Source organism: Aliivibrio sp. 1S128 (assembly GCF_001691065.1).
Lineage (GTDB): Bacteria > Pseudomonadota > Gammaproteobacteria > Enterobacterales > Vibrionaceae > Aliivibrio.
The window spans coordinates 1-26,986 of the sequence record NZ_MAJV01000109.1 but is presented as its reverse complement, the minus strand read 5'-3'; the positions used below and the strand labels follow the sequence as shown (position 1 = coordinate 26,986).

Below are 26,986 nucleotides of genomic sequence, written 5' to 3'. Positions count from 1 at the left end.
TTGGCAACACCAGCGCCCTCTCAATTAAGAGGCCGAGGGATATTAACCAAACTAGGCTACTATGACAAGTTAAAATTAACAAAAAACGTTCAATTTCATTTAATTGCTCAAATTAACAGCTTTCTTTTACAGCATCTGCGATTTGAAGCGCATATTGCTGAACAAGCTCTGCATTCTCACCTTCAACCATAACTCGAATTAATGGCTCAGTTCCTGATTTACGTAATAAAACTCGACCGTTATCACCTAATTTTGATTCAACATCAGCTTGAGCTGCCTTCACTGCATCAGAGTCAAGAGGATTGCTATCACCAATAAAGCGAATATTTTCTAATACTTGAGGGTACATGCTCATGCCATTACATAATTCTTGTAATGTCATTTTGCTACCCACAATAGAAGCTATCACTTGCAATGCAGCAACAATCGCATCACCTGTTGTTACTTTGTCTAGAAGGATGACATGACCTGAATTTTCAGCACCGATCAACCAATTGTTTTCTAATAATTTTTCCATAACATAGCGGTCACCTACATTAGAACGAACAAATGGAATACCTAAGTTACGTAACGCAACTTCCATGCCCATATTAGTCATTAATGTACCAACAACACCGCCTTTTAACTCGCCACGACGCAATGCATCACGGGCGATAATATAAGCAATTTGGTCACCATCTACTTTATTTCCAAGCTCATCGACCATAATAATACGGTCACCATCGCCATCAAAAGCGACACCAAAATCCGCTTTTTCTTCTAGTACTTTAGCTTGTAAAGCGCGAACATCTGTCGCCCCTACTTCATGGTTAATATTGGTGCCATTTGGCTCACAACCGATAGTAACGATCTCTGCGCCAAGTTCTTTAAAAACATTAGGGGCTATATGATACGTTGCTCCATGAGCACAATCGATCACCATTTTAACGCCAGTTAGGCTCAGTTCTTTAGGGAAGGTACTTTTGCAAAATTCAATATAGCGACCAGCGGCATCGTTTAAACGAGATGCTTTACCTAGCAGAGCTGATTCAACACACGTCATTGGTTTATCTAATTCAGCTTCAATTGCCATTTCAATATCATCAGGAAGCTTTGTGCCTTCTGAAGAGAAAAATTTAATACCATTATCATAATAAGGATTATGAGAGGCTGAAATAACGATTCCGGCTTCAGCACGGAAAGTTTGAGTTAAATAGGCAACGGCAGGTGTTGGCATTGGACCGGTGAATTTTGCTTGCAAACCAGCAGCAGCTAAACCAGCTTCTAGTGCAGACTCCAGCATATAACCAGAAATACGCGTATCCTTACCTATAATAACTTTTTTTGTACCTTGTTTAGCCAATACTTGCCCAGCAGCCCAACCTAATTTCATAACAAAATCAGGGGTAATAGGCGCTTGACCTACCAAGCCTCGAACCCCATCGGTTCCAAAATATTTACGCTCAGCCATGTTCTACTCCATGTTTTATTTTTAATAATTTATTTTTTAAATGAACACACTTTCTACTAAAAAGTTTGATTCAATGTTGCTTGGCAAACTTTCACTATATCCATCGTTTGCTCAAAATCATGTACTCGGATAATTTGTGCACCTTTCATAACAGCAATAGTCGCACACGCTAAGCTACCAGAAGTAGCTAATTGAGGCTCTACATCAAGTAATTTAAAAATCATTGATTTACGAGACATTCCAGCAAGTATCGGTAAGCCTAATTGATGAAAATGTTCTAGTTTTGCAAGTAACTGATAATTATGCGCTAAGGTTTTACCAAATCCAAACCCTGGATCAAGAATTAACTTATCTTTTGAGATACCAACCGATTGGCATGCTGAGATTCTTTCTTCTAAAAAACCGGTTACGTCTGCAAACAGTTCATTATAAGTAGGATCCGATTGCATTGTGCGTGGCTGCCCTTGCATGTGCATTAAACAAATAGGTACATCAGCTTTAGCCGCAACTTCAAGCGCATTTGGCTCTTGTAGAGCGCGAACATCGTTAATTAAATCTGCGCCAACCTTTACGGCTTCATCCATTACTGTCGCTTTACTTGTATCAATAGAGATCCAGGTATCAAATCGTTGATGTATCGCTTCTATAATTGGAATAACACGGTCTAATTCTTGCTGAAGAGCAACTTCAGGGGCGCCAGGCCTTGTTGATTCACCACCAACATCAATAATACTAACTCCGGCATTTACCATTTTTTCAACTTGCTTTAAGGCAACGTCTAAATTTGTAAATTTACCACCATCAGAAAAAGAATCTGGCGTAACATTAAGAATAGCCATCACATGAGATCGATCTAATATCAATGTCTTATTTTTACTTCTCAATTTCATGACTAGTCCCTTAAAATACAAAAACCCCGAGCAGAGCTCGGGGTTTATTTTTACTCAACTCATCTTATTTTTCTGATGAATCTGAATCTTTTTTCGTATCTTCAGCAACTTGAGGTTTTTCTTCCTCAGTACTTTCTTCTACTTTAGATTCTTCAGTTTTATTCTCAACGTCTGCTTCAGCTGATTTTTCGCTTTTCTCTTCAGGTTTGGTTTGATTATCATCTCCCCACCCTTGAGGTTCACGAATTTCAGTTTTACGCTCCATCAAGTCATCAATTTGACCCGCATCAATGGTTTCAAACGTCATCAATGCATCTTTCATTGAATGCAACACATCCATATTATCTTCAAGGATCTGTCTAGCTCGAGCGTAGTTGCGATCAATGATAGTACGGATTTCTGCGTCAATCAGTTTCAACGTTTCAGGTGATACGTGTTTCGATTGGTGAGAACCGCCGTGACCTGAGAATGGGTCACCTTGATCTTCTGCGTATAATAATGGCCCAAGCGCTTCAGAGAAGCCCCATTGAGTTACCATCTTACGTGCAATATCAGTGGCTCTTTCAATGTCGTTTGAAGCACCCGTAGATACTTTATCAACACCGTAAATTAGCTCTTCAGCCAATCGACCACCATACAAACTTGAAATCATAGATTCTAAGTGCTGACGATTCATGCTTACGCGATCTTGTTCTGGTAAATACATTGTTACACCTAGCGCACGGCCACGTGGAATAATCGATACCTTATAAACAGGATCATGTTCAGGCACTAAACGACCAACAATGGCGTGACCAGCTTCATGGTAAGCCGTTGAGGTTTTAGTCTCTTCCGTCATTACCATTGATTTGCGCTCTGCACCCATCATTATTTTGTCTTTAGCAAGCTCAAACTCAACCATTGACACAACACGCTTATTAGTACGAGCAGCAAATAATGCAGCTTCGTTAACTAAGTTAGCAAGGTCTGCACCAGAGAAGCCTGGTGTACCACGTGCAATTAATGATGGTTCAACACCACCAGCCAATGGCACTTTACGCATGTGTACTTGAAGAATTTGCTCACGCCCACGGATGTCAGGTAAACCAACAACAACTTGGCGGTCAAAACGACCCGGACGTAATAATGCAGCATCAAGTACATCTGGACGGTTAGTTGCAGCAACAACGATGACGCCTTCGTTACCTTCAAAACCATCCATTTCAACCAGCATTTGGTTCAATGTTTGCTCACGTTCATCATTACCACCACCAACACCTGCGCCACGTTGACGACCTACAGCATCGATTTCATCGATAAAGATGATACAAGGTGATGATTTTTTTGCTTGCTCAAACATATCTCGTACACGAGAAGCACCAACACCGACAAACATTTCAACGAAATCAGAACCTGAAATTGAGAAGAATGGTACCTTTGCTTCACCTGCAATTGCTTTTGCAATTAACGTTTTACCAGTACCAGGAGGACCAACTAATAAAACACCTGTTGGGATTTTACCACCTAATTTCTGGAAACGACTCGGCTCACGTAAGTAATCAACTAACTCTTTAACGTCTTCTTTTGCTTCATCACAACCAGCAACATCGTCAAATGTTGTGTTGATCTGTTCTTCCGTCATCATCTTAGCTTTGCTCTTGCCAAAGGACATAGCCCCTTTGCCGCCGCCGCCTTGCATTTGACGCATAAAGAAGATCCAAACACCAATAAGAAGAATCATTGGGAACCACGAAATAAAGATAGACTCAAGTAAGCTCTGTTCTTCAGGTGGTGTACCTTTAACGATTACATTTTGGTTAATAAGATCATCAAGCAATTTAGGATCTTGGAATACAGGCATGTACGTCACATAACGGCTACCGTCACGCTTTGTTACCTTTATTTCACGATTATTAAACGTTGCTTCTTGAACTTGACTATTACCAACTTCTTTAACAAAAGTAGTGTAGTCAATTGAACGACCAGAGCTATCACTCGGTCCAAAGCTTTGAAATACCGACATTAGAACAACTGCGATAACAAGCCATAATATTAGATTTTTTGCCATGTCACTCAAGGTGTTAACCCCGCGTTAACTAAATAGATGAAAGATAGAGTACTACAGTTTATAACCTGTAGCTACTACGTACGACTTAACCTTTGTAACCAGTGGCTACAATATACACTTCACGAGAACGTGCACGTGATGAATCTGGTTTTCTAATCTTAACGACTTTAAAAATTTTACGAACTTCTTGCAAGTATTGATCAAAACTTTCGCCTTGGAATACTTTAACTGTAAAACTACCGTTTGGAGCCAATACTTGGCGGCACATATCCAACGCGAGCTCAACAAGATACATCGCTCTTGGTTGATCAACTGCTGGGTTACCGCTCATGTTTGGTGCCATATCAGACATTACTACATCTACCATATCTGGTTGTATGCGTTCAAGCAATGCATCTAGTACTGCTTCTTCCCTAAAGTCCCCCTGCAAAAAGCTTACACCAGCGATTGAATCCATTGCTAAAATATCACAAGCAATAACTTGCCCTGAATCACCGACTTGCTCAACCGCGTATTGTGACCACCCACCAGGAGCAGCACCAAGGTCGACCACTGTCATTCCTGGCTTTAATAGCTTGTCTTTCTTTTGAATTTCTTCAATCTTAAAAATAGCACGAGAGCGATAGCCTCTTTTCTGCGCTTCAAGAACGTATTTATCATCAAAGTGTTCTTTTAACCAGCGGCCAGAGCTTGCTGAAAGTTTATTCTTACTCATGCATTACCTAAAAATACTTAATTTAAATTAGAAGACTGAAACAAAAAATAGTCTTCAGGGATAGATGGCGTTAGAATAGGCTGTTTTCAACCCTTAATATAGAAATAATCGGGTATATATGAACCTAAGCACAAAACAGAAGCAACACCTTAAAGGCCTTGCTCACAATTTAAAACCCGTTGTTATGATGGGCTCAAATGGTCTTACTGAAGCTGTAGTAGCTGAAATTGAGATTGCGCTTAATCACCACGAGCTAATCAAAGTTAAAATTGCTTCTGAAGATCGTGATACTAAGCAATTGATTGTTGACGCAATCATTCGCGAAACTAAAGCTGAAAAAGTACAAGTTATCGGGAAAACACTGGTATTATACCGCGCTAGCGAAGCTCGTAAAATTGAGATCCCTAGAAAATAATTTCTGCATCTATTTTGTAAGAAACTAAAAAGGCCGTCTTAGTTCTCTTTTTAAAGATAACTACGCGGCCTTTATATTTTATACCGTAGTTACAATTAAATGTACTCTACTTTTTCAATCTCAAACTCTTTGACACCGCCTGGAGTTTGAATATTCACTTCATCCCCAGCCATTTTACCAATTAAACCACGAGCAATAGGTGACGTAACTGAAATTCGACCTTCTTTGATACTGGCTTCATCATCAGCAACGATTTGGTATTTAACTTCATGATCAGTATTAGAATCGATCAACGTTACTGTTGTACCAAAAATAATCTTACCAGTATTAGTCATTTTGGTTACATCAATAACTTGCGCCACTGATAGTTTATATTCGATGTCACGGATCTGTGCTTCACAAATACCTTGCTCTTCACGAGCTGCATGATATTCCGCATTTTCTTTCAAATCGCCAAGCTCACGCGCTTCGCCAATTGCTTTTGAAATCACAGGACGACGCTTTAGTAATACGTCTAGCTCATCACGCAGTAGTTTCTCACCACGTACCGTCATTGGTACCTTATCCATATTTTCTACCTCTAAAGCTGAAATTACAAATTCAGCAAATAAAAATCCCACCTAGAGTACCTATAAAGCAAACCTTGCTAAATAAAAACGCCCTAAGTGTATCTGTTTAAATTTAATTTGCTCTAGTGTAAACAAAGAAGTGCCTTTTATCACCTATCTATTGTTTGTTTCTCGCATTTGTTTTTAAGTAATGACTTCAATATAAGTCAGAAGTTCGTCTCAAAAATAAAATCAAGTCTATAAAACAACATAGAAGAAAATATAAAGTGGGATAGCCATCACATTATATTTATAGTTAAAACTAAAAAAAACATAAAACAAGCTTAAATGCAAAAATTAAACAAACTTTAGTCATATTTTATAAACATCTGTTTTTTAATGATAAGGTTCACAAAAAAATAATTAAAAACAGCGTTCAATTGCAGTTTTTAGATTGTTTTACTAACCTTTTACCCGCAATAACCCTGAAAATAACCTTATTGAAACAGTGATAGGCGACGGTAATCATTCTGACCACATAAGATGTTACCCTTAATATTATTCACAAAAAATATAGATAATCTCTTCCACCCTTATAGGAATTAGAATAATGATGAACAAAAAAGTATTAGCTTTAGCAGTAGCAGCCATTACTTCAGCTGGCGCAGTAAACGCAGCAGAAATCTACAAAGGCGCAGACCAAACTCTAGAAATGGGTGGCCGTGCTGAAGCTCGTCTATCTGTTAAAGATGGTGACGCAGCAGATAAAACTCGTATCCGCCTAAACTTTAAAGGTACTACTCAAATTTCTGACGGTCTATACGGTGTTGGTTTCTGGGAAGGCGAATTCACAAATAACGATGACGGCCTTGTAACTGATTCAGGTTCAGACGGCCTTGAAAACCGTTATGCATACGCTGGAATCGGCGGTAACTTCGGTGAAGTATCTTACGGTAAAAATGATGGTGCTCTAGGCGTTATCACTGATTTTACCGATATCATGGCATACGCTGGTAACTCAGCTGCTGATAAAATCTCTGTAGCAGACCGTACAAATAACAACCTTGGCTACAAAGCTACATTTGGTGATTTCTCGGCTAAAGTGAACTACCGTTTTGACGATGCTGGAACTAACGAAATTTCTAACGATGGATACGCACTGTCTGGTATTTACGCGTTTGGTGATTCTGGCTTCAAACTGGGTGGCGGTTACGCAGACCAAGCAGATTCAAATGAAATGATGGTTGCTGGTTCTTATACGATGGGTGACCTATACTTCGCTGGTACTTTCACTAACGGTGATAAACAAAAATCAACTACTGTAGCTGATGTTACAACATTCCATAACGGCTCTGTTGATTACACTGGTTATGAAGCTGCTGTAGCTTATACTATGGGTAAAACAGTATTTACTTCTACGTATAACAACGCTGAAACAAATGACGAAACGTCTACTGACAACTTTGCAGTTGATGCAACGTACTTCTTCAATGCTAACTTCCGTACGTACATCTCTTACAACTTCAACTTGATCAGCGAAGGCGACAAGATGGGGTCAACATCTGGTCTTAATAGCAAGGCATCAAGTGCTGATGCTGAAGACGAGCTAGCTCTTGGTATGCGTTACGACTTCTAATCAGTCTTAACTCTTACTTAAATAAAGCGCTCACCTCGGTGGGCGTTTTTTATTTGTGACATCCCATTAATTTTTTCCTATTCATTACACATCATTCGCTGCAAGCGCTAAGATACTCTCAATTATCTTTATATGAGTGCATCATGTCTTTTTCTCGTTTTACTCTGTTGGGCCTTGCCCTATTCTCATGCTCAAGCTTTGCTAGCATTCAACATTCGCTTAATGTGCTCCCTGCTGGAAGTAGAACCGCCATCGTGGTTGAAGATATATCTTCCCAGGGTATTGAATACCAACAAAAGCAAGATGAACTTCTGCCCCCTGCGAGTACCTTAAAAATTGCTACCGCATTAGCAGCTCGACTCGCGCTTGGTAAAGAGTTCACCTTTACAACCTCTCTATATAAAGCCGATAACGATGTCGTGCTGACTTTCACTGGTGATCCGTCTCTATCACGTAAGCAGCTCTCTTCTCTGTTCGATGAAAGTGATATCAAAGCTATTCAAGGCGATTTATGGATAGATGGCACTATTTTCACAGGTTATGAGCGAGCGGTTGGTTGGCCATGGGATATTCTAGGCGTGTGCTACAGCGCACCATCAAGTGCCTTAAGTATTGATGAAAACTGCGTGCAAGCATCGATCACAACCCATGATGACGGCACAACACGTGTCTTTGTTCCTATTCATCAGCCCATTTCTTTTTCTAGCTACGCTAAGAGTGTCAGTAGAGAAGAACAAGAATCGACCTTCTGCGATCTAGAGCTAACCACTCAAGGCAACCACTATGAACTGAACGGCTGTTTGGTTAAGCGTAATAAACCGCTTCCTTTAAAGTTTGCAGTACAAGACACACAAGATTTCACCGAGCAAACGGTGCTTAAGATTTTAAATGAACACAATATTAAACTTAATGGCGAAGTACGCTTTGGAAAACCAGATACCCCTCTTCTTGCTGATAATAAATTAGCAATACACAGCTCAAAGCAATTAATGGAATTGTTGGACCATATGCTTAAAAAGTCCGATAACCATTACGCTGATAACTTGACCAAGATGCTAGGTCATTTGAATTACCAACAAGCAGGCAGCTTCACTAATGGCACTGCGGCAATTAAAGATATCTTATTAAAACAAGCTAATATTGATTTGAGCAATGCGATACTGGTTGATGGCTCCGGTTTGTCACGTAATAACCGCATGACCGCAAATCAAATGAAATCAATTCTGCAATATATCTATAAATACGATAAAGAATTAGGGCTGATCGAACTATTACCGACATCAGGTATTGATGGCACATTAAAATATCGTAACAGCATGCGTAAAGAGCCAGTTAAAGGCGGTATGAAATCTAAAAGTGGTTCACTGTTTGGTAGTTATAATATGGCGGGGTTTGTCGGTTTAGAAAACAAGGAGCCTCTGCTGTTTGTTCAATTTGTTGCAGATTATCACCCTATCGCAGCAAAGAAAGGAGCTACGCCGATTGAACGCCCTATTGATACCTTTGAGAAAAGCTTCTACCAAAAGTTAATTGAACTCTCAAAAGATTAGGATTTTATACCAATCTACATAAGTATTTGATCATTCTTGCTTGTTAACTAAAAAAGATAAATGAAAAAATCCCGAAGAACTCTCATTCTTCGGGATTTTTATTATTACTTAACTAATGTTGTTACTTAGCTAACTTCGCAATTAAGCGTATTTAGCGGTCACTTTAGCGTGTAGCTCTTGAACAGAGTTAACCGTGTTACGGTCATCTGCTTCATGCGCTAGACAGCTAGCAAATGCTGCATTTAGCGTTGTTGTATAGTTCACTTTCGCGGCAAGTGCACCACGACGAAGAAGTTTAGAATCTTCAATCGCTTGGCGACCAGATGCTGTATTTACGATGTAGGTGTATTCGCCATTCTTAATACGGTCAAGAATATGAGGACGACCTTCATGTACCTTGTTTACTAGACGAGGGTTAATACCCGCTTCGCCAAGAATAACCGCAGTACCGTGCGTAGCATCAAGTTGGTAACCGATTTTAATAAGGTGTTTTGCTAAATCAACAACACGCTTCTTATCGCCTTCACGAACAGAAAGCAATGCACGACCGCCTTCTGGGTATTCTTTGCTGCATCCTAATTCTGCCTTAGCGAATGCTTCAGCAAATGTTGCACCAACCCCCATCACTTCACCTGTTGAGCGCATTTCAGGGCCTAACAGTGGGTCAACACCAGGGAATTTATTAAATGGTAATACCACTTCTTTAACAGAGAAATAAGGTGGGATTATCTCTTTAGTAAAGCCTTGAGATTCTAATGATTGACCCGCCATTACACGCGCTGCAATCTTAGCGATTGGCGCACCTGTCGCTTTAGATACGAATGGAATCGTACGTGCGGCACGAGGGTTCACTTCAATTAGATACACTTTGTTATCTTTAACAGCAAATTGTGTATTCATTAAACCACGTACACCTAGCTCGAATGCTAGTTTACGTACTTGGTCACGCATTACATCTTGGATTTCTTCGCTTAAAGTATAAGCAGGAAGAGAACATGCCGAGTCACCAGAGTGAACACCTGCTTGCTCGATGTGCTCCATGATACCCGCGATAACCACTTGCTCACCGTCGCAGATAGCATCTACATCGACTTCGATTGCATCATCAAGGAAGCTATCAAGAAGTACTGGAGATTCATTTGAAACGCTTACCGCTTCGTTGAAGTAACGACGTAAGTCTTGCTCGTCATATACGATTTCCATCGCACGGCCACCAAGAACATAAGAAGGACGAACAACTAATGGAAAACCAATTTCTCTTGATTTCTCAATCGCTTGTTCCATTGCCGTTACGGTTGCATTTTCTGGTTGTAAAAGGCCTAAACGGTCTACTGCAACTTGGAAACGTTCACGGTCTTCTGCACGGTCGATAGCATCTGGGCTTGTACCAATAATTGGAACTCCAGCCGCTTCAAGCGCACGAGCCAGTTTAAGTGGTGTTTGACCACCGTACTGAACGATAACGCCTTTTGGTTTTTCAATACGAACGATTGCTAGTACATCTTCCAAAGTTACTGGTTCAAAGTACAGGCGGTCAGACGTATCGTAATCAGTAGAAACGGTCTCAGGGTTACAGTTAACCATGATAGTTTCGTAGCCATCCTCACGAAGTGCTAATGAGGCATGTACACAACAGTAATCAAATTCAATACCTTGGCCAATACGGTTTGGACCGCCACCTAAGATCATGATCTTATCATTATCGGTTGGATTCGCTTCACATTCTTCATCGTAAGATGAGTACATATAAGCCGTATCTGAAGAGAACTCAGCCGCACATGTATCTACACGCTTATAGACAGGATGAATATCATATTGGTCACGAAGACGACGGATCTCGCTTTCTGCCACACCTAATAATTTAGATAAACGCGCATCAGCAAAACCTTTACGCTTAAGTTGGCGAAGGCTATCCGCTGTTAAGCTAGCGAACCCGCCCGCTTTAACTTCTGCTTCCATCTTAACTAAATCTTCGATTTGAACTAAGAACCAACGGTCAACATTTGTTAGGTTAAATACACCATCAACAGACATACCAGCACGGAACGCATCGGCGATATACCAAATACGCTCAGCACCTGCGTCTTTTAATTCATGACGGATCTTAGTTAATGCATCAGGTGCATCAAGATCAACCATTTCATCAAAACCATCCGCGCCAACTTCTAAGCCACGAAGTGCTTTTTGCAGTGATTCTTGTTGGTTACGGCCAATCGCCATTACTTCACCAACTGATTTCATCTGTGTTGTCAGACGATCGTTAGCACCTGCGAATTTTTCGAAATTGAAACGAGGGATCTTAGTAACAACATAATCAATTGTTGGTTCAAATGATGCTGGTGTTGCGCCACCTGTAATATCATTCATTAACTCATCAAGCGTATAACCAATCGCAAGTTTCGCTGCAATTTTAGCAATCGGGAAACCAGTCGCTTTAGACGCTAGAGCTGATGAACGTGATACACGTGGGTTCATTTCAATAACAACCATGCGGCCGTCTTTCGGGTTGATACCAAACTGTACGTTTGATCCGCCCGTTTCAACACCAATCTCACGCAGTACAGCTAGAGATGCGTTACGCATTAGTTGAAATTCTTTATCTGTTAGTGTCTGCGCTGGAGCCACGGTGATTGAATCACCCGTATGAATGCCCATCGCATCAAAGTTTTCAATTGTACATACGATGATGCAGTTGTCGTTTTTATCACGAACCACTTCCATCTCGTACTCTTTCCAACCAATTAATGACTCATCGATTAGAAGTTCGTTGGTTGGAGAAAGATCCAAACCGCCACGACAAATTTCTTCAAACTCTTCTTTGTTATACGCGATGCCACCACCGGTACCACCCATCGTAAATGATGGACGAATGATACAAGGGAAACCAACCATGTCTAAAACTTTGTAAGCTTCTTCCATTGTTTTTGCGGTATCAGCGTTTGGACATTCAAGGCCAATCGATTTCATTGCTTTATCAAAGCGTGAACGGTCTTCTGCTTTATCAATCGCATCCGCCGTTGCACCAATCATCTCAACACCGAATTCAGCAAGAACACCGTGTCTCTCTAAATCAAGCGCACAGTTCAATGCCGTTTGACCACCCATCGTAGGCAGTACTGCATCTGGACGTTCTTTTTCGATGATGTTACGAACCACTTCCCAATGGATTGGTTCAATGTAAGTTGCATCAGCCATGTCTGGGTCAGTCATGATTGTCGCAGGATTAGAGTTCACAAGAATAACGCGATAGCCTTCTTCACGAAGAGCTTTACACGCTTGTGCACCAGAGTAGTCAAATTCACATGCTTGGCCGATTACGATTGGGCCTGCACCTAGAATTAGAACGCTTTTAATGTCAGTACGTTTTGGCATCTTATTACTACTCCGAATTAAGCTTTATGCTGCTGAATCAATTCAATGAAATGGTCAAATAATGGCGCTGCATCATGTGGGCCAGGACTTGCTTCTGGGTGACCTTGGAAGCTGAATGCTGGTTTGTCTGTACGATGAATACCTTGTAGCGTGCCATCAAACAGTGATTTGTGTGTTGCTCGAAGATTTTCAGGTAGCGTCTCTTCATCGGCCGCAAAACCGTGGTTCTGTGCAGTAATCATTACCACATCACGATCCAAGTCTTTAACTGGGTGGTTTGCGCCATGATGACCAAACTTCATTTTTACTGTTTGTGCACCTGATGCTAGAGCAAGAATCTGGTGACCAAGACAGATACCAAAGATTGGTAACCCTTTTTCTAGGAACACTTTCGTTGCTTCGATTGCGTAAGTACATGGTGCCGGATCACCAGGGCCATTCGATAGGAATACGCCATCAGGGTTCATTGCCAGCACTTCTTCAGCTGAAGTTTGTGCAGGAACAACAGTTAAACGACAACCACGGTCTACTAACATACGTAGAATATTACGTTTGGCACCGAAATCGTAAGCGACAACGTGGAATGGTAATTCACTGTCCGCTTTTTCTTCTGGCAGACCGCCAGTCAGTGTCCAAGAACCTTGCTTCCATTGGTAAGCTTCAGACGTAGTAACTTCCTTCGCTAAATCCATCCCTTTCAGTCCTGGGAATGCTTTTGCTTGAGCAAGAGCAAATGCTTCATCTAAGTTGCTTTCTTTTTTAGAAGAGCAAGCAATGATACAACCGTTTTGAGCACCCTTCTCACGCAAAATACGAGTCAGCTTACGCGTATCGATATCAGCAATGCCGACAATATTTTGGGATTTAAGATATTCAGAAAGAGTTTGTTCACTGCGGAAGTTTGAAGCTAGGAGGGGAAGATCGCGAATCACAAGGCCTTGAGCGTGGATAGAAGAAGATTCTTCATCTTCGGAATTAATTCCGGTGTTGCCAATGTGAGGATAAGTAAGAGTAACGATTTGTTGAGAATAGGAAGGATCAGTGAGAATTTCTTGGTACCCCGTCATCGAGGTATTAAAAACGACTTCACCAACGGCCGAGCCATCTGCTCCAATCGATTGACCGCGGAACACTGTCCCATCTTCTAGGACTAACAGCGCTGATTTACTCAAGACAACCTCCAAACATAATAAATATTCAACTTTACAACATGATAATGCAAAATTGTTTTTTTTAAACCCAAAACTCGAATTTCAAGGTCGAATTTTGACAAATTGGCGAAATTTTAGAGATCTATGAGATACCTGTCAACAAAAAACACAACAATAAGTAACCTTTTTAGACGCTTCATACTTAAAACGCACTTTCAAAGTCAATAACAAAGACTAATAAGGCTTATATGATTAGAATTTGACCTTTGCGTAACTTATTTAATATTGAAACTTTTTAATTTAAAAAAAAATACATATTAAAATTAAGCAAACGTTAAAACGCAAAGAAAACACATGAAAATGAACAACTAAAACAAATACCAAGCCATAAGCCGGAAAAACAACACGATTCTAATATCTAAATCTCAATAAACATAACAAATATAATTTATAAAACCGTCTCAAAGTCATACTTACAGTACAATGTAAGTGAATAAAAAATGATTAATGACTTATTTCTTATAAAAAAAAGCCCAAATCAATAATGATTCGGGCTTAATTAAAAAATTAAAGCTTATCTAATTCTAAAACATCATTCATGGTATAAAATCCAGGGGACTTTTGATGTAGCCAATGAGAAGCCCTCACCGCTCCATTTGCAAACGTCATTCGATCGGTTGCTTTATGGGTGATTTCGACACGTTCACCAATATCAGCAAACATTGCAGTATGTTCACCAACAATGTCTCCAGCACGAATGGTTGCGAATCCAATCTCATCCTTAGTTCTTTCACCAGTAATGCCTTCTCGAGCATATACGGCAACATCATCTAATTTATTCCCCATAGCTCCTGCAATCGCTTCTCCCATCCCAATGGCAGTGCCTGAAGGCGCATCGACTTTATAACGATGGTGGGCTTCTATGATTTCAATATCACAATAATCACCCATCACTTTTGCCGCTTTCTCTAGTAATTTAAATACTACGTTTACGCCAACACTGTAATTTGGAGCCATCACGATAGGGATACATTTCGCAGCTTGATCAATTAACTCTTTGCCAGGCTCACTAAACCCAGTAGTACCAATAACAATCGCTTTCTTATGTTCTTGGCAAAGTTCAACATTTTTAAGCGTCGAAATAGGAAGAGTAAAATCGATAATGACATCAAAGTCATCAACGGCTTTAGCTAGGTCATCTACAATTAAGATACCAGACTTACCTAAACCAGCCATCTCGCCAACATCAACACCAATTAAGCTTGATTCAGGATGCTCACTTGCCGCGGCTAGTACCGCAAACTGAGAGCCATTTACCGCTTTAATTAAATTACGGCCCATTCTTCCTGCTGCGCCAGCAATTGCTACTCTTACCATATTAAATCACTCCTTTAAATGCGTATCCTTGCACTCTATCTTAATTTTTTTACTTCGGCTATGTGAAGATTTAAGACACTGTTTTAATTTGTAACTCTTTAGGAACTTCAAAGAACATGTTTTCTTCACGGCCAGACAATTCATCAACTGTCGTGCCACCAAAAGCTTTAACCTGCTCAATAATTTGATTTACCAACTCTTCTGGTGCAGAAGCACCAGCAGTGACACCTACTTTAGCTTGGTTTGATAACCACTCTTCTTTTAACTCTTCAGGGCAATCAATTAGGTAACTTGTTGTGCCTAATTTTTCTGATAATTCACGAAGTCTATTTGAGTTAGATGAATTTTTAGAACCAACCACTATCATCACATCAACTTGGCTTGCCATATCTCGCACCGCATCTTGACGATTTTGCGTCGCATAGCAAATATCATCTTTACGCGGCCCTTGGATCTCTGGGAATACTCGGCGCAATTCGTCAATAACATCTGCGGTTTCATCAACCGATAAGGTCGTTTGACTGACATAATGCAAATTGCTTGAATCACGAACCGCTAGTTTCTCAACATCAGCAGGGGTTTCAACTAAATACATCCCCCCAGCGTCACTTGCATATTGCCCCATTGTCCCTTCAACTTCTGGATGGCCTGCATGACCGATCAATACCACTTCGATATTTTTCTTACTTGCACGAGCAACTTCCATGTGAACTTTAGTAACTAATGGGCAAGTGGCATCAAATACGGTTAATGCGCGTTCTTTTGCCTCTAGACGTACTGCTTGAGATACTCCGTGAGCTGAGAATATCACGATATTATCGTCAGGAACTTCACTTAACTCTTCAACAAAAATAGCACCGCGCTGCTTTAAACCCTCAACAACAAAACGGTTATGCACCACTTCATGGCGAACATAAATAGGGGCTTCATACAATTCAAGAGCTCGTTCAACAATGCTAATGGCACGATCAACACCGGCACAAAATCCACGAGGGTTCGCTAATACTATTTTCATTTTTTATCTCTATTTAGTGTTGGTTTAACCAACCGCTACAATTTCTACGTCAAAGATAACATCTTGACCGGCTAATGGGTGATTAAAATCAACCGTCACTGAATCACCAGCGATCTCTGTAATAATACCTGGGATATCCATACCATCAGGTCCACTAAACGCCATGATAGTACCAATTTCAGCAACGGCATCACCCACGAAGCGATTACGATCCATATGATGAATATTATCAGGGTTTGGTAAACCAAATGCATCCACTGCATTCAACTCAATACTTTTTGATTGTTCAGACTCTAAACCCAATAAGCATTTTTCAAAGTTTTCACTAAGGCTACCATCACCCATAGTAAATTTTGCTGCTTTACCTGAAGTATGAGTGCTATCAGCCACCGAACCATCTTTTAACTTAATGGTAAAATGTAGGGTTACTTCACTGTTATTTTCGATTTTAGACATCTTCTTTCCTTAGATAATACTAATTTTTTTAATATCGAATTTAAAAAAAACGCCACCTCGAATTCACGGGCAGCGCTAATTTATTTTGCTTTTTGCTTACTGTTCTTTTTTATTAGAACGGAAACCATCCAAGATGATCAATCCCGCACCAATACAAATGGCAGCATCCGCTAAATTGAAAGCCGGCCAGTGATAATTACCCCAATAGAAATCAAGATAATCCACTACAAACCCATGAACTAAGCGATCAAACACATTACCGATTGCACCACCAATGATCAGTGCATAAGCCATGTTGTTTAGTTTGTCAGTTTGAGGCGCTTTACGCATCCAATATCCTAACAACCCACACACAGCGATAGCAATACCGGTAAAGAACCAACGTTGCCAACCTGCTTGATCACTTAAAAAACTAAATGCAGCGCCATAGTTGTGAACATAAAGAAAGTTAAAGAATGGCAATACCTCAATGCGGTTTGCCCAACCATAACTCATCTCTTTCATCACAAATAACTTGATGCTAATGTCTGCCATAAAGATGATCCCCGCTAGCCATAGCCAGCGAAGTCCAGATTCTTTAAGCAGCGGTAATGTCTTATTATCGCTAGTCATTATGCAAATTTACGCTCTTCGCCTTCGCCGCTCACGTTAGATACACAACGACCACATACTTCTTCGTGGCCTTCGATAGTACCTACATCAGCAACATGGTGCCAACAACGCTCACACTTCGCCGCTTCAGAAGCTGCAACATCAACAAACAGACCAGCAAGTTCTGTAGCTTTTGCTGATTCTGGTTTTTCGCTTAACGGTTTCACTGTTGCGCTTGATGTTAGAAGAACAAAACGTAATTCATCTTCAAGTTTATTAATTTGTGCAGCAAGTGCATCATCTGCGTATAACGTTACTTCAGCTTGAAGTGAACCACCGATAACTTTCTCACTACGTGCCATTTCTAGAAGTTTGTTTACTGATGCACGAACTGATTGGATTTCAGTCCAGAATTCATTATTGAACTCTTCACCTTCAGCAAGATCAAATAGACCTTGGTACCACTCACCTGTGAATACGAATTTCTCGCGCTCACCAGGCATTTCGTTCCAGATTTCATCTGCAGTGAACGACATGATTGGTGCCATCCAACGAACAAGAGCTTCTACAATGTAGTAAAGCGCAGTTTGACAGCTACGTTGAGCGTGACCACTTTGCTTCGCTGTGTATTGGCGATCTTTAATTACATCTAGGTAGAAAGAACCCATTTCAATTGAACAGAAGTGCATCAAACGCTGAGTAACTTCATGAATATTATATTCATCAAAAGACTTAATGATCTCTTCTTGTGCAGCAAATGCACGGCCAACAGCCCAGCGATCCAGCGCAACCATTTCTTCAGCAGGAACGATGTCCGTTTCTGGATTAAAACCGTTTAAGTTAGCTAAGAAGAAACGTGCTGTGTTACGAATACGACGGTATGCATCAGCTGAACGTTTTAGGATTTCATCAGAAACCGCAACTTCGTTAGTGTAATCCGTTGAAGCAACCCATAGACGAAGAATATCTGCGCCTAGCTTGTTCGTTACATCTTTTGGTGCAACTACGTTACCGATAGATTTAGACATCTTACGGCCATTACCATCTACCACGAAACCGTGTGTTAGTACTTGGCGGTAAGGAGCTTTACCTTTCATTGCAACAGAAGAGATCAGTGATGATTGGAACCAACCACGGTGTTGATCTGAACCTTCTAAGTAAAGGTCAGCACTGTGTGTTCTTTCTTCTTTTTCTTCTGGGAAGTCATACTCTTCACGTGAGTCAACAACAGAGAAGTGAGTAACACCTGAATCGAACCATACATCTAATGTATCTAATACTTTTTCGTATTTAGTCGCGTCTTCTTCGCCCATAAGATCAGCAGCATCAAGATCCCACCACGCTTGAATGCCTTTCTCTTCAACTAGCTTAGCTACTTTTTCAATTAGCTCTAGTGAATTAGGGTGCAGTTCAGACGTTTCTTTATGAACGAATAAAGCAATTGGCACACCCCAAGTACGTTGACGAGAGATACACCACTCTGGGCGTCCTTCGATCATACCTTCGATGCGGTTTTGACCCCACTCAGGCATCCACTCTACACTCTTCACTTCTTCTAATGCTTTTGCACGAAGACCCGCTTGATCCATTGAGATGAACCATTGCGGTGTTGCACGGAAGATGATTGGCGTTTTGTGTCTCCAACAATGTGGGTAGCTGTGCTCAAACGCGTGATGATGCAGTAATGCACCTTTTTCTTTCAATACGTCAAGTACTGAATCGTTCGCTTTAAATACGTGTTGACCAGCAAACAGTTCAGTATCAGGAAGGTATACACCATTTGAACCAACTGGGTTTGCGATTTCTAAATCGTATTTTTTACCAACAACGAAATCTTCTTGACCGTGGCCTGGTGCCGTATGAACGATACCCGTACCTGAATCAACCGTTACGTGTTCACCTAAAATAGCAGGAACCGTAAAACCATAGAATGGATGGTTAAATTGAAGAAGCTCTAAATCAGACCCTTTCGCAAAACCTAAGTTATGGAAATGTTCGATACCAGCGCGATCCATTACAGATTTTGCTAGTTCAGATGCAAGAATTAAACGTTCTGCTTTTTGCTCGCCATGTGCTTCAACTTGAACTAATACGTATTCAAGATCAGCATGCAATGCTACCGCACGGTTAGCAGGAAGAGTCCAAGGCGTCGTTGTCCAGATAACAACAGACACTTCACCTTCACCTTGATGGCCTTCAGGCGTACTGAATTTAGCTAATGTTGCAGTTTCGTCTGCTGCAATAAAACGCACATCAATAGATGGAGAGAATTTATCTTGGTATTCTACTTCTGCTTCAGCAAGTGCTGAACCACAATCCGTACACCAGTGAACCGGTTTAAAACCTTTAAGTAGGTGACCTTGGTCTGCAATTTTACCTAATGAACGGATAATGTTTGCTTCAGTACCAAAATCCATAGTGCGGTATGGTTTTTCCCACTCGCCCATGATGCCTAAACGCTTAAAGCTTTCTTTTTGGCCTTCAACTTGAACCGCCGCGTATTTACGACATTCTTCACGGAATTCAGCCGCAGAGATTTTTTGGCCAGGTTTGCCTTTTTTCTTTTCTACCATTAATTCAATTGGTAGACCGTGACAGTCCCAACCAGGAATGTACGGTGCATCAAAGCCAGAAAGTGTCTTTGACTTAATAATAATGTCTTTAAGAATCTTGTTTAATGCGTGACCAATATGGATGTCACCATTTGCATAAGGAGGACCGTCGTGTAATACGAACGATTTCTTACCTTTTTTTGCTTTACGGATTTCACCGTAAAGATCTTCATCATACCAACGCTTCAGCATTTCTGGCTCACGATTAGCCAAGTTACCACGCATTGGGAATCCTGTTTCAGGCAGGTTCAAGGTTTCTTTATAGTCACTCATCGATTCTTAATTCCGTTACTTGGGCGAAATGAAATGTTATTTGTTTTCAGACAGCCACACCCGCGCTGCCTGAGAATCTAATTCTATTTGTTGTTTTAATGCGTCAAATGACTCAAATTTGTGCTCGCTACGCAACTTACAAAGTAGCTCTACATCCAATTGTTGACCATATAAATTACCTTTATAGTCAAAGAAGTGAACTTCAAGTTGTTGACGAACGCCATCTACCGTTGGGCGATGACCAATATTGGCCACTCCACCTAATTGCTTACCATTGCTGTCTTTGGCTTGAACAACATAAACGCCAGACACCGGAGAAACACAACGCTTTAATGGGATATTAGCCGTAGGGAAACCAATTGTTCTCCCTAATTTTCGACCATGTGATACACGACCTGTAATACTGTAATTACGCCCCAACATTGTGGCGACATTTTTTAATCTGTTTTCAGCAAGCGCATTACGAATTGCAGTACTGCTGACTCTCTGTTTCTCAATACAAAAACTTTTTGTATTCACTACTTCAAAGCCGTATTTCTTACCTGCTTTTTGTAGCATATCGAAATTGCCTAAGCGATGTTTTCCAAAACAAAAATCATCACCAATAACCAGAAACTTAACACCCAATAGCTTAACCAACAAGTGTTCAACAAATTCATCTGCCGTTTGCTGTGCAAATTTATGATTAAAATTAATACAAAGCAGGCGATCTATGTCCAACTTATTAAGCTGAACAAATTTATCTCGTAAACGAGTCAGTCGAGCTGGCGCTTTTTCTTTAGCAAAAAATTCCATTGGCTGAGGATCAAATGTCATTACAACAGAAGGCAAACCTAATTGCTTAGCTTTAACCTTAACTTGTTGTAATACTTGTTGATGTCCTAAGTGAACACCATCAAAATTACCAATAGTCATTACGCAACCTTGATGGTTTGACGTAATATTATGAATGCCTCGGATTAATTCCATTATCTCAATATCAATTTATTTGCTCAAAAAAACTGACGAATTATATACTAATCTTACTAGCCAAACCACTCAACTCAGTGAATAACAAGATTATGCATTAACTCGTAATTGACGTGGGCGCAAACCCAATATCACAGCAGGAATTAAATAACTTATCGCACCTAGAGCAATAAAGCTTAATAACATGATCATTCTTTTTGCTAGATCCCACTCAAGCCATACGCTCATTGCTGGCATTAACCACAATAAAACACCAACCATAATGGCACCAGATAAAACCAGTTTCACAATAAATATAATGGTGTCTTTCGATAGTTTATAAACATTCGCTAAATGTAATCCGCGATATAATAATGCCATATTCACGAATGCAGACAATGCCGTTGCCATCGCTAGACCGACATACCCATAGAAATAGGCAAAAATAGCATTAAAAAACATATTCGTAACCATCGCTATAATGCCATAACGAACCGGAGTTTTCGTATCTTGTCTTGCGTAGTAACCAGGAGCTAATACCTTAATTAGCATAAAGTTTAATAAACCTGACGCATAAGCAAGTAAAGACAATGAGGCGTTATGGACATCATTTGGCGAAAATTCACCACGCATGAACAGTACCATTAGCATGGGTTTTGCTAATACCATTAAACCTAACATTGCAGGGATCCCAAGTAAAATAACCATTCTGACGCCCCAATCCATCGTATTAGAGAACCCAGCCCCTTTTGCATCAACATGCTGACGAGAGAGTGCCGGTAGGATCACAGTAGCAATCGCAATCCCAAATAACCCCAATGGAAACTCTAATAAACGATCCGAATAGTAAAGCCAACTAATAGATCCCGTAGCTAAGAAACTCGCGATAAAAGTATCAAATAATAAGTTAATTTGACTTACCGATACCCCAAATAATGCAGGGATCATTAAGGTTCTAATTTTCACAACACCAGGATCATGCCATCCCCACTGTGGACGAACTAACATTTTCGCTTTATAGAGAAATGGAAGCTGAAATAGAAATTGAATTAAACCACCAAGGAAAACACCTATCGCTAAGCCAATTTCAGGCTGTTCTAAATTTGGAGAAATAAAATAAGCACAGGCAATAATAGCGATATTTAAAAAAACAGGCGTAAAAGAGGAAACAGCAAATTTCCCTAACGTATTTAAAATTGCACCAGAGAGAGCAACAAAGGTAATAAACCAGAGATAGGGGAAGGTTATTTTTAATAAGAAACTAGCCAATTCAAATTTAGGCGCATTAGGCCCATCATTCAACCAATCCATAAACCAGCCGGCACCAAACAATGCCGTGACTACACCAGAGCCTAAAATTCCGAAAAAAGTCACAATGGTCACTAGGACACCAAGCGTTCCCGACGCTTTCGCTATTAATTCTCTTGTCTTATTATCGTCCCCACTCGCATGATATTCAGTCAATACAGGGACAAATGCTTGTGAAAAAGCCCCTTCAGCAAATAAACGTCGCAGGAAGTTGGGGATTTTATTAGCAAAGAAGAAAACATCGGCTGATGCGCCGGCTCCCATTAAATTTGCTACTACTACATCACGGACCAAACCAAGTACTCTGGACACTAAAGTCATGATACTGACGATTAAGCCAGAACGTAAAAGTCGTTTACTCACAAAAAAACCTCACAAAGATGCCAATGATGGCGATAAAGAGCTTACTAACTGGAAAAAATGCTGTTAGAATGCACGCCATCTTAACCGTGTTTTGCCATTCTCATCAAACTTTTGTTTGAGACAGCTTGGTTTTTACACAAATCATTTGACATTTAAGCTCAATGGGTGCATATTTCCCGACCTTAAATTGTCACCGAACTACGTTTTTGGGAGTTAGACCCTTGGCAAATAGTAAATCTGCTAAGAAGCGCGCAACTCAAGCTGAAAGACGTCGCCAGCACAACGCTAGCCGTCGTTCAATGATGCGCACTTACATGAAAAAAACTATCGCAGCTATTGAAGCTGGTGATAAAGAAGCTGCAGCTGCTGCACTAGCAATTGCAACTCCACTTCTAGACCGCATGGCGACTAAAGGCCTTATTCATAAGAATAAAGCTGCACGTCATAAAGCGCGTTTCACTGCAGCAATCAAAGCTCTTTAATAGAAATTTGATTCTCAGTTAGAAATAAGAAAAAACCGACTTAGGTCGGTTTTTTTATGCCTGTAATTTGAGAATACACAAAAAGAGAATATCCCCAGCCCTCATTGGCAATTTATTTCGAACAATATAAATTATGTAATAATTGGATAACTGATTTTACGTCATCGCTATTTAATGAATAAAACACCGTCTGAGATTCTTTTCTCGTTGAAACTAACTCATCTTTACGCAGCCACCCAAGATGCTGGGATAAAGCGGATTGACTCAGTTCTAGTTTTTGTGCGATCTGTCCTACAGATAACTCACCTTCAAGCAATAAACATAAAATAAATAAACGACGTTCATTCGCCATCGCTTTTAATAATGCCACCGCTTGAGGGGCGTTTTCTTCCATCATTTGTAAATTCATAACAAAACCTCTAATTTAGCCAGTGCTAATTTAGTTGATTCTACCTCACTATTGCAAATCAAAATCAAATAAATTTGAAAAGTCAGCAGCACAGATACTTTTTACCGCTGGGTGTTGGATCATCCGTTCTGCAAAAATAACGTAATATTCTTCTTTTAAATCTTTAACATCTGCAATCCTATGTAAAGAAAGATCTGAATCTATCTCATTCATATATATAGTCGGGGCCAAAAACACTGAATCATTTTCACGAGCAAAAGCCTTCATTAAAGCAACGTCATCAAACTCACCTAAAATATTAGGTGTAATACCTTGCTGATCACACCATTGAATTACTTTTCTACCCATTGATGTTCTACTGCCTGGAATGAGTACTTTTTTCTTCTCTAATATTTCAGGAAACTGAATATCTGTCATTTCTTTAGAATAGAAGAAGCTCATACCGCATTCACCTAACTTTCTACTGAAAAGACCAGAATTCTGACCAGAATCAACAGGGCAGTCTGATAAAATCATATCTAATTTATGTTGTGATAATTGTTCAAGTAGCAACTCATGCGTTGATTCAAAGCAGCGGAGATGAATTGAGGCATCTTCAGGGATCGTAGTCGAAAGAACCTTACTGACTAATCGCTTAGAAAGAGCATCTGCAACACCAACATCAAATAACACATTAGATTGCTGGCTATAATTTACGATATCCAACATCTCATAACTTAAACCAAACATACGATCGGCGTATTTATAAATTAGTTGACCTAATTCTGTTGGCTCTACATTTCGTCCATTACGTTTAGTCAACTTACCATTTACTCGTTCTTCTAATGCCTTTATTTGTCCTGTCACCGTTTGAGGCGTAAGGAATAATGCTTCTGCTCCCTTAGTAACAGAACCTTGTTTGCACACCATCCAAAAATAGTACAAATGGTTATAGTTTAAATGAGACATAACACTCCTTAGAATTCAGCTGTTTATTACATGAACAGTCATATGTTCAATATACAAAAAAGAAGATACGTCATTTATTACACTAATAACAAACATTTCGTAAAAACCTTGGAAAACTTGATTATATGTCGAATTTTCCGAATTAAAATTATTACTAATGTCATTAATCCGCAATATAGAACAAAAAAGTTTAAAAAAAGTTTTTATATTCCCCTTTCAAATAAAGAATAAAAAACATTATAAAACAATAAATTAGAATGCAACTTATTACATAAAAAAACGCAAAAAGTAAATATGACGAATTTATTACAGTTTTAACTCTCACTGTAATATTTCTGAAATATTCCTTATCTACTATCGCTTCAGATTAAATAAACCGACACATATTATCTCGGTACGGAGCTTTACTATGAATACCCAATCAATTTCTGCAGCAACAATGAGCAATACCTCGCGCATGCTGCGTTGGGCAAACTTAGCATTTATGCTTTACCTTCTTCTTTTAGCTGTAGCTATGGTTGGCACAGGCTTTAAATGGTCTGTTGGTGAAGAAGCTAAAGTTCTTTTTGAATTCGCTTCTCATCCAGTTGCAGGCTTAATGATCGGCCTAGTTGCAACAGCATTAATTCAATCATCTTCTACAGTAACCTCTATTATTGTTGGATTAGTGGCTGGTGGTTTACCGGTAGAAACCGCAATTCCTATGGTTATGGGTGCAAACATTGGTACTACAGTAACCAATACGCTTGTAAGTCTTGGTCACGCTCGTTGTAAGACTGAATTTAGACGAGCATTTGCTTGTGCAACCGTTCATGATTTCTTTAACCTTCTTGCGGTAGCTATCTTCCTACCATTAGAGATGATGTTTGGCATTTTCCAAAAACTATCAGCATGGTTAGTATCTCCATTAATGAATGCTGGTGACATGAGCATTAAAGGCTTTGATTTCATAAAACCAATAACCAAACCTGTTATCAGTGCAATCAAAGAGCCTCTATCTAACTTTGGCAGCATGACTGGTGGCCTAATGATGATTGCTTTAGGCATTGTTATTCTGGTCCTTGCTATTACATTAATGGGTAAGTTAATGAAGAGCTTAATGGTTGGCCGTGCTCGTGACATACTTAAAAGCGCAATTGGCCGCGGACCGCTACACGGTATTGCATCAGGTACAGTCGTAACCGTTCTTGTTCAATCATCTTCAACAACAACTAGCTTAATGGTTCCACTTGTAGGTACAGGGGTTCTTAAAGTTCGCGATGTATATCCTTTTACTCTTGGTGCAAACATTGGTACATGTGTTACAGCCTTACTTGCAGCAACAGCGGTATCTGGCGAATACGCTGTCTTTGCTCTACAAATTGCATTAGTTCACCTATGCTTTAATGTTATTGCTACCTTGGTTATTTACGGCACTCCTTTCTTACGTGAGATACCGCTAAAAGGCGCTGAATGGATAGCTGAGATGGCTAACCGTAACAAAGGTGTAGTGGCTGGATATTTAAGCTTTGTCTTTATCATACTCCCTGGTAGCGTGTTGGCATTAACTGTTTAATCGTAAAATAAGCACATACAAAAAAGCCCCAGAGAAAACATTACTCTGGGGCTTTTTTTGTACATCAATTTTAAATATTTATATTGAATTTCAAAAACAGAATAACCTTCATTCTGATGAGAAAACCAACGTTCCGACCCAACCTCTAACTCATCTTCCATATGTAACTAAATCAACAAATATATTCATCTTGCTGTGATGTTACAGCTAAAGTCCGATCCCTTATTTAATCCCAAAGCTCATTACAAGCTAATCTTTGTGGTTTAAAAATAAATCAACACCCTTTAATTCAATACTTTTAAGGATGTATACAACATAAATTTCTATAATTTAAGTATCACTTTAGAATCGTTGTAATTGATTGAGTATTCCTTTTCTTAAAGTAAGGAAAGTATATTAAGAAACTAAAGTTTGCTTAACTAAGCCTTCTAACACCTAAGGCGTACTTAGATTACCCTAGCAACATTAAGAGCGACACATCCCCCGGCAGGACGCTGCTAAGCTCTCCAATAAAAAGCCTAACCAACTGAACTACCACTCCGTAGTGTCTATTCAGCATCATTTTACTTTTAGACAGGCGTAAAAAAACCTAATCTTTCGATTAGGGCTTTTTAAAATAGTGGCTACGTTAACGGGACTTTCTATTAACCTTGAAAGCGACACGCCCCTGGAGTGACTGGCCGCTAAGCTCTCCAATAAAAAGCCTAACCAACTGAACTACCACTCCGCAGTGTCTATTTAGCATCATTTTACTTTTAGACAGACGTAAAAAAGCCCTAATCTTTCGATTAGGGCTTTTTAAAATAGTGGCTACGTTAACGGGACTTCTATTAACCTTGAAAGCGACACGTCCCCCGGCGTGACTGGCCGCTAAG

At 39.9% G+C, this 26,986-nt stretch carries 21 protein-coding genes; 5 read left to right on the top strand and 16 right to left on the bottom strand.

The window, feature by feature from the left end:
* Positions 1-112: 112 nt before the first annotated feature.
* From glmM to rlmE, 4 genes are all read right to left on the bottom strand, one after another.
* The gene (glmM, locus tag A6E03_RS15110; RefSeq protein ID WP_065601195.1) at positions 113-1,450 is read right to left on the bottom strand and encodes a phosphoglucosamine mutase; all 1,338 of its coding nucleotides are present in this window, start codon (positions 1,448-1,450) and stop codon (positions 113-115) included.
* A gap of 56 nt (positions 1,451-1,506) precedes the next feature.
* Positions 1,507-2,340: a dihydropteroate synthase gene (gene folP, locus A6E03_RS15105; RefSeq protein WP_065594282.1), complete on the bottom strand. Its 834-nt coding sequence runs from the start codon at positions 2,338-2,340 to the stop codon at positions 1,507-1,509.
* Positions 2,341-2,404: 64 nt separating this feature from the next.
* Positions 2,405-4,387 carry an ATP-dependent zinc metalloprotease FtsH gene (gene ftsH, locus A6E03_RS15100; RefSeq protein WP_065594281.1) on the bottom strand — a complete coding sequence of 661 codons (1,983 nt, stop codon included), beginning with the start codon at positions 4,385-4,387 and terminating at the stop codon, positions 2,405-2,407.
* Between the two features lie 85 nt (positions 4,388-4,472).
* Complete coding sequence (gene rlmE / locus A6E03_RS15095) at positions 4,473-5,102, bottom strand: 23S rRNA (uridine(2552)-2'-O)-methyltransferase RlmE (protein ID WP_065594280.1); 630 nt, start codon at positions 5,100-5,102, stop codon at positions 4,473-4,475.
* Positions 5,103-5,220: 118 nt separating this feature from the next.
* Between rlmE and yhbY the strand changes: the two genes are divergently transcribed.
* Positions 5,221-5,517 (top strand): ribosome assembly RNA-binding protein YhbY, encoded by a 297-nt coding sequence (gene yhbY, locus A6E03_RS15090; RefSeq protein ID WP_065594279.1) that lies wholly within the window; start codon positions 5,221-5,223, stop codon positions 5,515-5,517.
* A gap of 95 nt (positions 5,518-5,612) precedes the next feature.
* Here yhbY and greA read toward each other — a convergent pair whose 3' ends face one another.
* The gene (gene greA / locus A6E03_RS15085; RefSeq protein WP_065594346.1) at positions 5,613-6,086 is read right to left on the bottom strand and encodes a transcription elongation factor GreA; all 474 of its coding nucleotides are present in this window, start codon (positions 6,084-6,086) and stop codon (positions 5,613-5,615) included.
* 592 nt (positions 6,087-6,678) lie between these two features.
* On the opposite strand from greA, the gene A6E03_RS15080 reads away from it, so the two are divergent.
* Entirely contained in the window at positions 6,679-7,701 is a 1,023-nt protein-coding gene (locus tag A6E03_RS15080; protein WP_176703494.1) for a porin, read from the top strand.
* A gap of 143 nt (positions 7,702-7,844) precedes the next feature.
* On the top strand, positions 7,845-9,251 hold the full coding sequence (dacB, locus tag A6E03_RS15075) for a serine-type D-Ala-D-Ala carboxypeptidase (protein WP_065601193.1): 1,407 nt from the start codon (positions 7,845-7,847) through the stop codon (positions 9,249-9,251).
* A 141-nt stretch (positions 9,252-9,392) separates the two neighbouring features.
* Here the strand turns inward: dacB and carB are convergent, their stop codons facing one another.
* The 9 genes from carB to murJ form a co-directional block, all read right to left on the bottom strand.
* Positions 9,393-12,623, bottom strand: coding sequence for a carbamoyl-phosphate synthase large subunit (gene carB, locus A6E03_RS15070; protein WP_065601192.1), 3,231 nt, complete (start codon positions 12,621-12,623; stop codon positions 9,393-9,395).
* Positions 12,624-12,640: 17 nt separating this feature from the next.
* Positions 12,641-13,795: a glutamine-hydrolyzing carbamoyl-phosphate synthase small subunit gene (gene carA, locus A6E03_RS15065; RefSeq protein WP_023604107.1), complete on the bottom strand. Its 1,155-nt coding sequence runs from the start codon at positions 13,793-13,795 to the stop codon at positions 12,641-12,643.
* A 546-nt stretch (positions 13,796-14,341) separates the two neighbouring features.
* Positions 14,342-15,151, bottom strand: a complete 810-nt coding sequence (gene dapB / locus A6E03_RS15060) for a 4-hydroxy-tetrahydrodipicolinate reductase (protein WP_065601191.1) — start codon at positions 15,149-15,151, stop codon at positions 14,342-14,344.
* Between the two features lie 70 nt (positions 15,152-15,221).
* Complete coding sequence (gene ispH / locus A6E03_RS15055; protein ID WP_065594274.1) at positions 15,222-16,166, bottom strand: 4-hydroxy-3-methylbut-2-enyl diphosphate reductase; 945 nt, start codon at positions 16,164-16,166, stop codon at positions 15,222-15,224.
* Positions 16,167-16,190: 24 nt separating this feature from the next.
* Entirely contained in the window at positions 16,191-16,622 is a 432-nt protein-coding gene (fkpB, locus tag A6E03_RS15050) for an FKBP-type peptidyl-prolyl cis-trans isomerase (protein ID WP_065601190.1), read from the bottom strand.
* Positions 16,623-16,718: 96 nt separating this feature from the next.
* Positions 16,719-17,234 carry a signal peptidase II gene (lspA, locus tag A6E03_RS15045; protein ID WP_065594272.1) on the bottom strand — a complete coding sequence of 172 codons (516 nt, stop codon included), beginning with the start codon at positions 17,232-17,234 and terminating at the stop codon, positions 16,719-16,721.
* Positions 17,234-20,098 (bottom strand): isoleucine--tRNA ligase, encoded by a 2,865-nt coding sequence (gene ileS / locus A6E03_RS15040; RefSeq protein WP_065601189.1) that lies wholly within the window; start codon positions 20,096-20,098, stop codon positions 17,234-17,236. The genes lspA and ileS overlap by 1 nt, the downstream gene beginning before the upstream one ends.
* 36 nt (positions 20,099-20,134) lie before the next feature.
* Positions 20,135-21,067 (bottom strand): bifunctional riboflavin kinase/FAD synthetase, encoded by a 933-nt coding sequence (gene ribF, locus A6E03_RS15035; protein ID WP_065601188.1) that lies wholly within the window; start codon positions 21,065-21,067, stop codon positions 20,135-20,137.
* Positions 21,068-21,157: 90 nt separating this feature from the next.
* A complete protein-coding gene (gene murJ, locus A6E03_RS15030) occupies positions 21,158-22,717 on the bottom strand; it encodes a murein biosynthesis integral membrane protein MurJ (RefSeq protein WP_065601187.1) in 1,560 nt (519 codons plus the stop codon).
* A gap of 221 nt (positions 22,718-22,938) precedes the next feature.
* On the opposite strand from murJ, the gene rpsT reads away from it, so the two are divergent.
* Positions 22,939-23,199, top strand: a complete 261-nt coding sequence (gene rpsT, locus A6E03_RS15025) for a 30S ribosomal protein S20 (protein ID WP_065594268.1) — start codon at positions 22,939-22,941, stop codon at positions 23,197-23,199.
* 112 nt (positions 23,200-23,311) lie between these two features.
* Here the strand turns inward: rpsT and A6E03_RS15020 are convergent, their stop codons facing one another.
* Both A6E03_RS15020 and nhaR read right to left on the bottom strand, forming a co-directional pair.
* Positions 23,312-23,608 carry a helix-turn-helix transcriptional regulator gene (locus tag A6E03_RS15020; RefSeq protein WP_065594267.1) on the bottom strand — a complete coding sequence of 99 codons (297 nt, stop codon included), beginning with the start codon at positions 23,606-23,608 and terminating at the stop codon, positions 23,312-23,314.
* A gap of 48 nt (positions 23,609-23,656) precedes the next feature.
* Complete coding sequence (gene nhaR / locus A6E03_RS15015) at positions 23,657-24,556, bottom strand: transcriptional activator NhaR (protein ID WP_065594266.1); 900 nt, start codon at positions 24,554-24,556, stop codon at positions 23,657-23,659.
* A gap of 409 nt (positions 24,557-24,965) precedes the next feature.
* Between nhaR and A6E03_RS15010 the strand changes: the two genes are divergently transcribed.
* Positions 24,966-26,111, top strand: coding sequence for a Na/Pi symporter (locus tag A6E03_RS15010; RefSeq protein ID WP_065594265.1), 1,146 nt, complete (start codon positions 24,966-24,968; stop codon positions 26,109-26,111).
* Positions 26,112-26,986 lie beyond the last annotated feature (875 nt).